Origin of the sequence: Staphylococcus ratti, from assembly GCF_020883535.1 — a bacterium.
Taxonomy (GTDB): Bacteria; Bacillota; Bacilli; order Staphylococcales; family Staphylococcaceae; genus Staphylococcus; species Staphylococcus ratti.
The window spans coordinates 1926633-1940656 of the sequence record NZ_CP086654.1; the positions used below are offsets into that span (position 1 = coordinate 1926633).

The following is a 14024-nucleotide window of genomic DNA, read 5'->3' on the forward strand; positions in this document are numbered from 1 at the left end:
GTCACCAAACGCGACCATATCAACGAATGAAAATTTATGAAAATTCTAGACTTTAATTAATTTAAAACCTAGCACAAAATTGCTTGACATTGTGAAGACGAACATAGTACATCAACGAACAAAGCACGAACGTACGTTCTGTTTTAGTATATAATTCAATTCAGTTTTTTGCAACTTTCTCATGCACAAATGCTTGAATTGTGCTACGATAAAAACATTCAAATTTAATATAAATAAGAGGCGATTCTATGAATTCAAAAATGAAAGGCATCATCGCTATCTTGATTTCTGCTATTGGTTTTAGTTTTATGGCAGTTTTTTTTCGTCTTGCTGGTGATTTACCTGTCTTTCAAAAGTCGTTAGCACGTAATTTAGTTGCGATGTTTATACCATTATTTTTCATTATTAAGTATCAACAACCTATTTTAGGTAAACTTAGTAGCCAACCGTTATTGATTACCCGATCTACACTCGGTTTAACAGGTGTCCTTTTAAATATTTATGCCATAGATCATATGGTGTTGAGTGATGCTGATATTTTAATGAAACTCAATCCTTTTTGGACGATTCTATTAAGTCTCATTTTCTTAAAAGAATATATTCAAAAATATCAAATCACTGCTATGATTATAGCGATTGTCGGCATGCTTTTTGTCGTAAAACCTGAGTTTTCTTCAGATATCATCCCAGCTGTAATGGGCTTATTATCAGGTGTTTTCGCTGCTGCTGCCTATACTGCTGTTCGTGCCTTAAGCACTCGAGAAGCACCTTATACTATCGTATTTTACTTTTCTCTATTCTCAGTTGTAGCGCTGCTTCCATTTGTTATTTTTACTTATGAACCTATGTCAACGACACAAATCGTATTTCTCATATTTGCTGGTCTTTCTGCCGCCGTGGGACAAATTGGTATTACTGTAGCATATAGCTATGCTCCGGCTAAAGACATTTCTATTTTTACGTATGCATCTATTATTTTCACAGCTTTCATCGGTTTCATCTTATTCGGTGAATCACCTGACTTTGTCGCCGTTGTTGGATATGTAATTATTTTAAGTGCAAGTTATTTCATGTTTGAAAAAGCGAGAAGAGAAACACAGACGCATCAAAAATCTACACAAAAACATTAAACTTAAGGAGGTCTTCTCATGACAGAGGGACGATCTAAAGAAGATTTACAAGATATTACATTACTAGGAAACCAAAATAATAACTATGAATTTAACTATCGCCCTGATGTGCTAGAATCATTTGATAACAAGCATCAAGGTCGCGATTATTTTGTGAAATTTAATTGTCCTGAATTCACATCTCTATGTCCAATTACTGGACAACCTGATTTTGCAACTATTTATATTTCATATATTCCAAATATCAAAATGGTCGAATCCAAATCTTTAAAGCTCTATTTATTCAGTTTTAGAAATCATGGAGATTTTCACGAAGATTGTATGAATATTATTATGAATGATTTAATCGAATTAATGGACCCACATTATATTGAAGTTTGGGGAAAATTCACTCCACGTGGAGGCATTTCCATCGACCCTTATACGAATTATGGTCGTCCAAATTCGAAATACGAAAAAATGGCAGAACATCGCCTGATGAATCACGATATGTATCCTGAAACTATTGATAATCGCTAAAAATTACGCTTTCTTTTTTGTTGCGGGACAACGAAATCAAGTTGATTTCGTTGTCCCGCTCTCTTTTTATACATAAAAATGAAGACAACATTTATCATTTTCTCAATCAATGATTGCTATGAATTACTTCATGTTCACGTTTTATTTCAAAAATTAATTGTCATTATTTTGACTTGAAATCATTCTAAATTTACTGAATTTTCTTGTTAAAACTTTATATTAGGTTTAAAATAGTTTTATCTTCACGATTTTAAGGGGGAAATGAAACTATGAGTCAGCATTATAGCAAAGAAGAAATCCTCGGCAGTACACCTCGAACGGGTTTCTTTGGGCATCCTAAGGGATTAAGTACATTATTTTTCACAGAATTTTGGGAACGCTTCAGTTACTATGGTATGAAAGCAATTTTAGCATACTATATTTACTATTCTGTAGCGAAAGGCGGATTTGGCCTTGACCAAGGTTTAGCACTTCAAATCGTTTCGATGTATGGTGCTTTAATATATATGAGTGGTATTATTGGTGGTTGGATTGCCGACCGTATTACAGGTACGCGTCACGCACTTTTCTTTGGTGGCGTACTGATTATGTTGGGTCACATCCTCCTATCTTTACCAAATAACTTTACTTTATTATTGATTGCATTGTTATTTTTAATTATAGGTACAGGCTTATTAAAGCCAAACATCTCATCAACTGTAGGACTTTTATACGATAAAAATGACCCACGCCTTGATGCAGCCTTTACAATATTTTATATGTCCGTTAACCTTGGTGCACTATTATCGCCCCTTGTTGTTGGATGGGCACAAGCAAATCTCGGTTTCCATTTAGGGTTTGCTATTGCAGCAGTAGGTATGTTCTTCGGATTACTGACATACTTGATTACAAATAAGAAAAATTTAGGTTTAGCCGGTCTTGAAGTACCGGATCCACTTACAAAAGCAGAGCGCTTTAAAATGATGATTATTGTTAGTTTAGTGATCATTGTTGGCGTTGTTTTATGTTTTATTCTTAGTATCTTCAACCAATTAACACTTGCTAGTTTTGCGAATTTAGTCACTATATTAGGCGTATTTCTACCATTATTCTACTTTGGTAAATTGATTTTAAGTAAGAAGACAAAAGACTATGAACGTAAACGTGTCTTGGCCTATTTTCCATTATTTATTGCATCCGTTGCATTTTGGATGATTCAAGAACAAGGTTCTACGGTACTTGCACAATTTGCAGATACTAAAACACAATTAAATTTAGCTAAAATTACTGGTGGCTTTATTGATTTTCATATTCCACCAGCTTGGTTCCAATCGTTGAACCCACTCTTTATTGTTTTACTCGCACCTGTATTTTCAATGTTGTGGGTGAAATTAGGACGCTATAACCCACCTACTGTTTTAAAATTTGCCATTGGGGTTATTTTAGCCGGAATTTCGTATTTAATTATGGTTATTCCGCTTTCAGCAGAAACATCATTAATTAATCCGTTTTGGTTAGTAGCAAGTTTCTTAATCGTTACATTAGGTGAATTATGTATCTCACCTATCGGGCTATCAACGACGACTAAACTCGCTCCAGAAGCTTTTACAGCACAAATGATGAGTATTTGGTTTTTATCTAATGCAATGGCTCAAGGTATCAATACCCAAATGGTTCATGTGTATACAGTAATCAGTTCAAATGAGTACTTCTTATATTCAGGTGTAATCGCTATCGCCATAGGTATTTTACTCATTTTCACTACCCCATTCATTAAAAACTTAATGCAAGGCGTTAAATAAATAAAAAAGGGGGCGGGACAACGAAATCAAATAGATTTCTGTCCCACTCCTATAATGAATATATAACTGTTAAAAAGCACAGTAGCTGTCTGGATTGAAATTTCGCTTCACCGCTCTTTTCAATCCTAGTCAGCCTTGTCGGGGCGGGACAACGAAATCAAATAGATTTCTGTCCCGCTCCCCTTTTTATTGTCTACTCATAAATCACTCTATATAGTATTCGCGTGAAGATGATTTTTTATTTTACGATTAAAACAGATGCAACTGCGGTATATATGTCAGTAAACAGCTTTTATGAAAGTGGGTAGCATACAATGACACATAAATATAAAAACGGTCTCTTATTTTACCACCAACATTCCGGCTTAAATAAAATTCATGAAGGATTAGGCGACGTCACCGTTGCGTTGACACAGTTATGTAAAAAATTCTCTATTCAACTTAGTGAAGAGGAAGGAGATATTGCGCGTTATTGTCAACGTATCGCACAAACCGATAATGCTGACGGTTTGGATGTGTTATTTATTTTAGGTGGAGATGGTACCGTCAATGAATTGATTAACGGCATAATTAAAAATCAATTAGACCTTCCAGTTGGTGTCATTCCTGGAGGCACATTTAATGATTTTGCTAAAACTTTAAACCTTTCTAATAATGCAAGTCATGCTGCCTACGACTTACTTTCATCAGAACCTAAAGCGTATGATGTTATGAAAGTGAATGATCAATACGCCTTAAATTTTGCAGGTATCGGATTAATGGTACAAAATGCAGAAAATGTTGAAGGCAAATCTAAAGATGTTTTTGGTAAATTGAGCTACATTTCGTCTACATTGAAAACACTCGCAAATCCCGAACATTTCAATTATGAACTTAATATTGATGGTAAAACCTATACTGGAGATACTTCTATGATTCTTTTTGCCAATGGACGTTTCATAGGGGGTGGTAAAGTTCCAATGACAGACTTATCTCCTACAGATGGCGAGCTCAACACATTTATTTTTAATAACTATAGTATTAGTATTTTAAAAGATATTTTTAGTTTACGAGATAGTATGACATGGAATGAAATTAGCGAAAATATTAAACATATTCCGAGCTACAATATCCACCTCTCTACAACACCGCATATGCGTGTAGATATCGACGGCGAAATCAATTTAAAAACACCTATCTCCATTGAAATTTGCGCACAAAAAATTAAATTATTAACGGTTCCACCGAACATTCCAACACGTTAATATACAAAAAGAGTAAAGGTCATTTTCTGAAAAGACCTTTACTCTTTTTTATCTTCATTTTTATATAACGTGTGTTGAAGTAACCCATCGAAGACTTAACATCTATTACTTTAAAAAGTAAGCTTCAACTTCTTTCCAATTGTTTAAACGTTCAAATTCTGTATGATTTCGATTATGTGGCGCTGTAAACATTAACGGTTTACCCGTATGTATCGCAAGTTGCTTAGGATTATCATCTATCAAATAATCCGTTGCTACAATATTTTTACGTCCACAAAAGACAAATTGTTGTGCATCTAAAAATGGAAAATGCGTTTTTAACCATTCATATTTATCATGAAAAGATGAAGGCACTTCCATCGCTGCAGTCACAATATAGATATCGTAATGCTCTGATAACTTTTCCACAACTTCTTGTGCATGTTCTATTACATCAAGCCGTCTAAAGAATCCATCAGAAGTCAGTATGTCTCGAATTTCTTCTACGTGCTCTGGCATAATATCATAGATTTTCTTCCCTACCAATTGTTCTACGGTAAGGCCTAATTCGGTGCGTTGATTAAATTCTCTCAAGATAGCGCCGAACGTATCTGCCATCACTTCGTCCATATCTATTCCTATTGATTGCCTCATCTTATCGCTCCTTGTCTTCATTCAGTACATCGATTATAACAAATTTAGCTTATGTACTTCATCCTCACGCTTAAAACTGTGCCAAGACTTCTCGGATCACTTTATTTTGTTCCGGAAAACCAATTGTGATACGGACACCATTAGGAAATTCACGCGCAATAATGCCTGCTTGCAACAAGGCTTGGTTTAATTTTGTTGCTTCTGACGTTTCTACAAAAACGAAATTGGTCTGTGAAGGATACAATTTAAGATTTGTATCAATCTCATAAAATTTTTCACGCTCTCTTTGATTGATTGCCACCGCTTTTTGCAAGTGAGCTTGGTCTTTTAATGCTGCAAGCGCGGCTTGCTCTGAAAGACGTGTTGTATTAAACGGTGGGCGTAAAACATTTAATTTAGAGGCTAGCGTTTTTGTCGTTACCATATAGCCAATACGTAGTGCTGCTAATGCATAGGCTTTAGAAAACGTACGTAACATCGCCACATTTGGATACGTCTCCATCAATTCTAACGTACGTGGAAAATCAGCTGCTGTGACATATTCTCCGTAAGCTTCATCAAGTATAATCGTGACATTTGCGGGAATTTTTTTAATAAACGCTTCTATCGCCTCATGTGAATGATACGTGCCTGTCGGATTATTTGGATTACATAGCCATACGATAGCTGTATCTTTATCCACCGCTTCAGCAATCGCATCTAAATCATAACTCCCATGTTTCAATGGCACTTGAACCATATTCGCATCCTCTACCACAGCATTATGAAAATATTGACCAAATGTTGCTTCACTTGTGACGACTTTGTCCCCTGCTCGTAATAATGTTCTTGAAATAATTACAATCATCTCATCTAAACCTGCACCAAAAATAATACGCTCTGGCTCAATTTCTAAATGTTTTGCGATAGCCTTTTGTAATTGTGGCGCATTGGGTTCAGGGTACAAAAATAAATCATCCATGCTCGTTTGAATCGCTTCTTTAACTTTAGGAGAAGGTCCAAAAACATTTTCATTTGAAGCATGCTTATACAATTCGCCTTCAATATGATATTTCGCTTTTAACGCCTTAGGGGATAAACCAGGTTGATAAGCATTAAGCTTGGCAATTTGTGATTTCACTGTTTACCGCCTCCAATATTCAGAATTTTTAAAATATGTTTTCTATTATAGCGATAATTATGCAAAAACGCTATACCTTTTCACACATTCGAGACTACAACCTATACTGAGAAATCACTATAAAACGGCGATAAAACTAACACAATCGGATAAAGCGTGACACTGACTAAGCTTTGTACTGGCCCATCTACTTAAACGAAAACATTCACGCGCTACCTTCATTTCATCTAATAACTATGCCTTATTTAACAAGCCCTTCTTTTTGCAGATATGCTTTTGCTACTTTATAAGGGTCTTCATCTTTTTCGGTAACACGATAATTCATTTCTTGCATTTGTTCGTCTGTAATTTTACCTTCTAACTTGTTCAGTGATTGTTCAATTTCTGGATGTTTGTCAATGAATGATTTTTTGAATAGCGGTGCACCTTGATAAGGTGGAAAACTATTCTTATCATCTTGAAGGACAACCATATCGTATTGTTTCAATTCTGCATCTGTCGAATAAGCATCAATTAGATTAATATCGCCTTTTTCAATTGCTTGATATCTCAATTTAGGCTCCATCGTTTTAACATTTTGGAAGTTGAGGTGGTAGGCTTTTTTAACTGCTTTATATCCATCCCCACGGTCATTAAATTCTAGCGTAAACCCAGGACGAATTTCATCTTCTACTTTTTTCAAATCACTGATCGTTTTTAAGTGATGTTTTTCAGCAAAATCACGCTTTACAGCAAGCGCATACGTATTATTGTATTTCATGGGTTTAAGCATTTTCATATCGAACTTTTTATCTAAACTTGCATTTGCTTGTTGATAAACTGCTGATTCATTTTTAGACTTTGGTGCTTCTTTAGTAAGTTCACCTAGTACAGTGCCAGTAAACTCTAAATATCCATCAATATCATCAGATTTTAATGCATTAAATAAAAAGGTAGTTTTGCCCATACCGTCTTTAACTTCTACCGTATAGTCCGTATCATTTTCAATCAAAATTTTATACATATTCGTTACAATAGAAGGTTCCGTGCCAAGTTTTCCTGCTAAAGTCACACGTTCTCCTTTATGCGCTAAAAGTGGTGTGATTGTAACTAAAAACATGATTAACAAAATAGCGCCTAGCGTCACTAACATTTTTTTATATGACATACGTCCTAATATACGTAAGACAATGTCAAAAATAATCGCAAGTAATGCAGCAGGTATTGCGCCAATTAAAATTAAGGATGCATTGTTACGATCGATACCTAAAAGAATCAAATCCCCAAGTCCACCAGCTCCTATTAATGCGGCTAGTGTCGCTGTCCCAATAATTAGTACCATGGCAGTTCTAATCCCCGCCATCATGACCGGCATTGCTAGGGGGAGTTCTACTTTAGTAAGGCGTCTCAAAGGTTTCATCCCTATCCCTTTCGCTGCTTCAATTAATGAAGGATCCACTTCTGTAACCCCTGTATATGTATTACGCAAAATCGGAAGTAATGCATACACTACAAGTGCGATAATTGCTGGCACCGTACCGATTCCAAATAACGGAATCATTAAGCCTAATAATGCAAGCGAAGGAATCGTCTGAAGTACCGCTGCAATATTAATGACTATTTCTGCCATACCTTTTTGCTTAGTTAACAGTATTCCTAAAGGCACACCAATTAATACAGCAATCAATAAAGCAATAAATGACAGTTGAATGTGATCAATGAGTGATGATAATAATTCGCCTTTTCGTTCATTTAATGTTGTTAAAAATGCCTTCACCTTACTTCACCTACCCCGTGCGTGGATAAGAAGTTAAATATATCTTGTCTTGATAATAACCAATATTGATGCTCAGTTTGTACAATAACCGCTTCATTGTTGGCAAACTCGGAATAAATCTCACTTACCACTCGGTCACCACTTACGACGGAAAGATGCTCTGTCTGTGAAGTCGGATGACCAATTAATTCTGCAACTTTTCCCAAAGTAAAATGATTTAAAAAGACACCTGATAAATCTCCAATAAATTGTTTAACAAAATCATTTTTAGGATGCTGAATGAATTCATTAGGTGTGCCAACTTGTTCAACACGTCCTTCATTCAGTAAACAAATACGGTCTCCAAGTTTGAAAGCTTCTTCAATATCATGTGTAACGAATACAATCGTCTTTTTAATTTGTGCTTGTAAACGTAATAAATCATCTTGCAAGTTTTCACGTGTAATAGGATCTAAAGCACTAAATGGCTCATCCATTAAAATGACAGGAGGATCTGCTGCTAGCGCACGAACCACGCCTACACGTTGACGTTGCCCTCCGGATAATTCATCTGGTTTTCGATTGCGATAAATCTCAGGGTCCAAGTTCACCATTTTTAGCAGTTCATCCACACGCGCATCGATATCCTCATTTGTCCAAGATTTCATCAAAGGGACTTGCGCGATGTTATCCCGAATAGTCATATGTGGAAATAACGCAATTTGTTGTAAAACGTAGCCCATATCCCAGCGCATTTCATATACAGAATAATCACTAATTAATTTATCTTTAAAATAAATAAAACCATCTGTTAAAGAAATCAGTCGGTTAATCATTTTCATTGTTGTCGTTTTGCCCGATCCAGACGGCCCAATCAATACAAAACATTCGCCTTCTTTAATATTCAGGTTTACTTTATCAACGACGACTTTATCACCGTAAACTTTCGTAACATCCTCGAATTTAATCATAATTTCCCCTCATTTAAATATCTTTTTATTTCCATTGTAGAAATTATACCCTATTCAATCATCGTTAACCGCTTGACTTAAGTAAATTTAACATAATATTAAGGCGCTTCTAAACAGAAAAAAACTTGTACAGCCCTTTGCACAAGTTCTTTTATTCATCTGTGTTACACATGTGTTTTATAATTTTGAATCGCCTCTAAAAATTGAGGACAATAGTGCTTGAGTTTGTAGCTTCCTACTCCTTCAATTTGAATCATTTCTTGTTTAGTCGTAGGCTTTCGTTTCGCAAACTCTTCTAACGTATAATCTGAGAAAATATTGATTGGCGGGACATCAAGTTGGTCACTCATTTTTTGACGCACTTCGCTCAATGCATTAAATAAATGACGGTCGACGCCTTCTACCGTATTAATATTTACTCTTTCTTTAGATTTCGTCTTGAATGGTGTCGTTAATATTTGAACATCTTCATTTAACAACTGTTCAACTGAACGATCACACATCAAAATTTCATCATATTCGTTTAAATATCCTTTAAAACGCAACTCGTCAATTAAGTGATGTAATTCACCTGTAGTATAGGACTTCATAATGCCATAAGTCGACAACCCTTCATAATTTTGGTGTTTTAAGTAGTCGGACTCTTCTCCTCTTAACACTTGAATGACGGTTTGATAGCCTTCTTTTTGACCTAGACGTATCACACAACTAATAATCATTTTAGCTTCTTTCGTCATATCATACGTTTTGTTTTGCGCTTCACAATTACTACATTTCTGACATTCTGCCAATTTTTCATTAGGTTCAAAGTAATGGACTAATGTTGCTTCTAGGCATTTATTTGTCTTTGTATATTGAATCATTTTAGTGAGCTTTTCACCCATTTTTTCTTTGTAATCGTCATCTGCCGTAGAACTGGATATAAAATATTGATGTAGCGTAATATCACGATCACTAAACAGTAAAATACATTCACTGTTTAGTCCATCACGCCCAGCTCTCCCTGCTTCTTGATAATAAGACTCCAAGTCTCCTGGCATATTGTAATGAATCACATAACGCACATTAGATTTATCAATTCCCATCCCAAACGCATTGGTTGCTACAACAATACGTTTACGATCATATAAAAACTCATGTTGTGCCTCATCGCGTTGCTTGGCAGATAAACCTGCATGATAGTAAGTCGCTGGTATATTTGCGTCTTCTAAAGCTTCATACACCGCTTCTACTTGTTTACGTGTCGAACAATAAATAATACCTGAAACATTTTGGTGTTCTTTAACATAATTTAATACAAATTTTTGACGTTGATATGTGTTATTCACTTTAAAAATTAAATTTGATCGTTTAATACTCGTTTTAATGAGATGTGAGACATGAATACCTAAACTCGTCATAATATCCTGTTGAACCTCAGTAGTAGCTGTCGCTGTTAAAGCAACGATGGCAAATTGCTGCGGCATAGCTAAAACACGATGAATTACTGCTTGATAGCTCGGTCTAAAATCATGCCCCCATTTTGAAATACAATGTGCTTCATCAAAGGCGACAAGTTTAAGGTTCACATGACGCAATAAACGTAAAAACATTTCATTCTCAAGACGCTCAGGTGCAACATAGATAAATTGCAGTTCTCCATTCACCAGTTGCGTTTCAATTTCTTTTTGCGCCTTCATCGTCAAACTACTATTTAAATACGCTGCAGAAATTCCCATCGTTTGTAATTGATCGACTTGATCTTTCATCAAAGAAATGAGTGGGCTAATCACAAGTGTCGTACCCCCGAGCATCAAACCGGGGACTTGATAACAAATGGATTTCCCGCCACCCGTAGGTAACACACCTAATGTATGATGCTGATTAAGTACATTTGTAATAATTTCTTTTTGTCCTGGACGAAAACGCGTATATCCAAAATAATGTGACAGTGTTTGTTCCATTTTATCCCTCTTACTGTTCAATAATTTCTTCAAGTTCACTCCATCTCGTGATGTCTGCTTCATATTGTGTTTCTAAACTTTGCTTTTCATCGTTTAATTGTTTGATAGCCCCATAATCTGCATGCGCTTCTATCATTTCTTGCTCTATTTCTGTTAAACGGCTCTCCGTCTCATCGATACGTGTTAACAATATTTCATACTCCCGTTTTTCTTTATACGATAAACCTTTACTTTTCTTTTTAGTCGCATCAGATTTTTCTACATTCACTTTGGAAGGTTGCTTGGCTAATTCTAAAGCTTTCTTATAGCTCATATAATCCTCAAATTGTCCTAAAACAACTTCAATTTGATTATCATGAATATACCAATAACGGTCGACGACTTTATTTAAGAAATAGCGATCGTGACTGACTGTAATCACAGTACCGCCAAAAGTTTGAATATAATCCTCTAATATCGTTAACGTTTCAGTATCTAAATCGTTTGTAGGCTCGTCTAAAATTAAAACATTCGGCTGATGTACGAGTAATTTTAGTAAATACAGTCGCTTTTGTTCCCCACCGGATAGTTTGTAAACTTTCTTTCCATGCGTCGCGCTCGGAAAAAGAAATTGTTCTAACAACTGTGTCACTGAGACTAACGTGCCATCCTTTTGACGTGCCAATTCACTTTCTTCACGTAAAAAGTCAATAACACGAATATCACGATTAAGTCGTTCATCCGTTTGTTTAAAATATGCAATTTTGACAGTTTGTCCTACTTTTAATGTGCCATTAAAATCAGAATCCAAACCCGCTAAAATATTGAGAAGTGTTGTTTTTCCTGCACCATTTGGACCTACAATGCCAATTTGCATTCCCTTTTGGACAATGGTAGAAAAATCACGGAATAAGCATTTTTCTCCAATTGATTTAGAAATATTTTCAAGTTCAAATACTTGTTTTCCAAGCCTAGAATACGCTAAGTTAAGTTCCCCTTTATCTTGTGTTTTATGCGACTTGACCTGTTGTTCAAGGTTTTGAAAACGCTCTTTACGTGCTTGTTGTTTGGTTGTACGTGCCTTCACTCCAGCACGCATCCATTCTAATTCTTGCTTGTATAAAGCACGTTGCTTAGTTTGCTGCTTCTGTTCAATTTCGTCGCGTTCTGAACGCATCGCAATATATGCTTCATAATTTCCAGGATAGGAATGAAGTCGCCCGTCTTTTAAATCGACAATACGTGTCGCCACTTCATTTAAAAAGTAGCGATCATGCGTAACAAACATCACTGTTTTAGGGTAAGATTTAACAAAATTAATGAGCCATTGAATAGATTCAAAATCGAGGTGGTTTGTAGGCTCATCAAGTAATAATAAATCTGGCTTTTCAATAAGTGTACGTGCTAAAATGACACGCTTTTGTTGCCCACCTGACAATGCGCTTACTTTTTGATTCGTGTCGTTAATACCAAGTTTAGACAAGATTGTTTTAATTTCAGCGCTATAATCCCAAACACCTTGTGCATCCATATCGGCTTGTGCACTCATCATCTCATCTAAAGCTTGGTCTGTCGGTTGCGCACTATATCGTGAAACCGCTTCTTCATAACGCTTAATTGTTTTTAAAGCATCCGTTTCTGCTTCATATACTACATCATATACGGACGCCTCTAAATCTAGCGCTTCTTTTTGTGCCGCATACCTTATTTTATATTGTTTAGGATATATTAAATCTGCTGTAAAATCTTCATCTAGTCCAGCGATGACTTTAAGTAAAGAACTCTTGCCTGTCCCATTAATACCGACTAATCCAATACGTTCTTGATTGGAAATAGACAATGCTAAATTATCAAATATCACTTTATCTGCATATGATTTGTTGAGGTGTTCAATTTTAAAAGCTTCCAACGCTGATACTTCCTTTTTCTTATAGATTTACTCTAGATTATTTGTTACGCTTAAATCAGTTCTGTATATTATACACTTTTTTGAACTTAATTGATACAAGGAGCCTTTTAGAATGATAGAATTTTTCACAGCGTTGTCCCCAACTTTACAAGCATTGCTAGCTGGAACTGTGACATGGTTGTTGACTGCATTAGGAGCGGCAACGGTTTTTGTTTTTAAAAATGTAAATGAAAAAGTATTGAATTCGATGCAAGGTTTTGCAGCAGGTATTATGATTGCAGCCAGTTTTTGGTCTTTGCTTCAGCCGGCTATCGAAAGCAGTTCAGGTAGTGCCATGCCATGGCTACCAGCAGCAGTCGGCTTTTTATTAGGTGGGATTTTTATTCGCTCATTGGATTATGTTATACCTCATATGCATCGTAATGCCCAAGACGATTCTCAAAAACAAGAAGGTGTGCAGACAAATTTAACGAAAAACACATTATTGTTTTTAGCTATTACGTTGCACAATATCCCAGAAGGATTAGCTATAGGGGTTGCATTTGGGGGCATTGCAACAGGCAATACACATGCTACGATTTTAGGCGCTTTAGGTTTAGCTATCGGAATTGGAATCCAAAACATTCCAGAAGGCGCCGCTTTATCTCTTCCAATTCGCGCTGCAGGCAGTAGTAAGTGGAAAGCTTTTAATTATGGTCAGGCATCCGCACTCGTTGAACCTGTTTTTGCGGTTATCGGAGCTGCTGCTGTCATCACCGTAACGCCTATCTTACCATACGCATTAGCTTTTGCAGCAGGTGCTATGATTTTCGTCGTTGTAGAAGCGTTGATTCCTGATTCTCAATCCTCCGAAAATACAGATTTAGCTACGTTAAGTCTCATGGCAGGGTTTACACTAATGATGATACTTGATGTAGCACTTGGTTAATCCTATGCCATTCAAACACGTTCAATAAAATTTTCTTGTATTCTCTTAATGCTATAGTTTAATGCATATCACATATACTTAAATAGACGTAGGTCCTTTTTACTTATGATAAAAAAGCACTTTGGCGCATCG

Annotated in this window: 11 protein-coding genes; 5 read left to right on the plus strand and 6 right to left on the minus strand. The window is 35.9% G+C overall.

Annotation, left to right across the window (positions count from 1 at the left end):
* The first annotated feature begins 248 nt into the window (after positions 1-248).
* The 4 genes from LN051_RS09365 (at position 249) to LN051_RS09380 (ending at position 4674) form a co-directional block, all read left to right on the plus strand.
* On the plus strand, positions 249-1130 hold the full coding sequence (locus tag LN051_RS09365) for a DMT family transporter (protein ID WP_229292268.1): 882 nt from the start codon (positions 249-251) through the stop codon (positions 1128-1130).
* Positions 1131-1148: 18 nt separating this feature from the next.
* Complete coding sequence (gene queF / locus LN051_RS09370; protein WP_229292269.1) at positions 1149-1649, plus strand: preQ(1) synthase; 501 nt, start codon at positions 1149-1151, stop codon at positions 1647-1649.
* Between the two features lie 269 nt (positions 1650-1918).
* Positions 1919-3430, plus strand: a complete 1512-nt coding sequence (locus LN051_RS09375; RefSeq protein ID WP_229292270.1) for a peptide MFS transporter — start codon at positions 1919-1921, stop codon at positions 3428-3430.
* Positions 3431-3744: 314 nt separating this feature from the next.
* The gene (locus tag LN051_RS09380) at positions 3745-4674 is read left to right on the plus strand and encodes a diacylglycerol/lipid kinase family protein (protein ID WP_229292271.1); all 930 of its coding nucleotides are present in this window, start codon (positions 3745-3747) and stop codon (positions 4672-4674) included.
* 105 nt (positions 4675-4779) lie between these two features.
* Here LN051_RS09380 and LN051_RS09385 read toward each other — a convergent pair whose 3' ends face one another.
* The 6 genes from LN051_RS09385 to LN051_RS09410 all read right to left on the minus strand — a co-directional run bounded on the left by LN051_RS09385 (position 4780) and on the right by LN051_RS09410 (position 12964).
* A complete protein-coding gene (locus LN051_RS09385) occupies positions 4780-5307 on the minus strand; it encodes a 5' nucleotidase, NT5C type (RefSeq protein ID WP_229292272.1) in 528 nt (175 codons plus the stop codon).
* Between the two features lie 70 nt (positions 5308-5377).
* A complete protein-coding gene (hisC, locus tag LN051_RS09390; protein WP_229292273.1) occupies positions 5378-6427 on the minus strand; it encodes a histidinol-phosphate transaminase in 1050 nt (349 codons plus the stop codon).
* A 241-nt stretch (positions 6428-6668) separates the two neighbouring features.
* Entirely contained in the window at positions 6669-8183 is a 1515-nt protein-coding gene (locus LN051_RS09395) for an ABC transporter permease/substrate-binding protein (RefSeq protein ID WP_229292274.1), read from the minus strand.
* On the minus strand, positions 8180-9133 hold the full coding sequence (locus tag LN051_RS09400; protein ID WP_229292275.1) for an ABC transporter ATP-binding protein: 954 nt from the start codon (positions 9131-9133) through the stop codon (positions 8180-8182). Before LN051_RS09400 ends, LN051_RS09395 begins: the two co-directional genes overlap by 4 nt.
* Before the next feature lie 164 nt (positions 9134-9297).
* Entirely contained in the window at positions 9298-11076 is a 1779-nt protein-coding gene (recQ, locus tag LN051_RS09405; protein WP_229292276.1) for a DNA helicase RecQ, read from the minus strand.
* Positions 11077-11086: 10 nt separating this feature from the next.
* Entirely contained in the window at positions 11087-12964 is a 1878-nt protein-coding gene (locus LN051_RS09410; protein WP_229292277.1) for an ABC-F family ATP-binding cassette domain-containing protein, read from the minus strand.
* A 112-nt stretch (positions 12965-13076) separates the two neighbouring features.
* Between LN051_RS09410 and LN051_RS09415 the strand changes: the two genes are divergently transcribed.
* A complete protein-coding gene (locus LN051_RS09415) occupies positions 13077-13892 on the plus strand; it encodes a ZIP family metal transporter (RefSeq protein ID WP_229292278.1) in 816 nt (271 codons plus the stop codon).
* Positions 13893-14024: the final 132 nt, after the last annotated feature.

Excerpts from the sequence above, each read along its gene's own strand:
- LN051_RS09415 (WP_229292278.1), top strand. The coding sequence starts at position 13,077 with ATGATAGAATTTTTCACAGCGTTGTCCCCAACTTTACAAGCATTGCTA.
- queF (WP_229292269.1), top strand. The coding sequence starts at position 1,149 with ATGACAGAGGGACGATCTAAAGAAGATTTACAAGATATTACATTACTA.
- LN051_RS09375 (WP_229292270.1), top strand. The coding sequence starts at position 1,919 with ATGAGTCAGCATTATAGCAAAGAAGAAATCCTCGGCAGTACACCTCGA.
- LN051_RS09365 (WP_229292268.1), top strand. The coding sequence starts at position 249 with ATGAATTCAAAAATGAAAGGCATCATCGCTATCTTGATTTCTGCTATT.
- recQ (WP_229292276.1), bottom strand. The coding sequence starts at position 11,076 with ATGGAACAAACACTGTCACATTATTTTGGATATACGCGTTTTCGTCCA.
- LN051_RS09385 (WP_229292272.1), bottom strand. The coding sequence starts at position 5,307 with ATGAGGCAATCAATAGGAATAGATATGGACGAAGTGATGGCAGATACG.
- LN051_RS09380 (WP_229292271.1), top strand. The coding sequence starts at position 3,745 with ATGACACATAAATATAAAAACGGTCTCTTATTTTACCACCAACATTCC.
- LN051_RS09400 (WP_229292275.1), bottom strand. The coding sequence starts at position 9,133 with ATGATTAAATTCGAGGATGTTACGAAAGTTTACGGTGATAAAGTCGTC.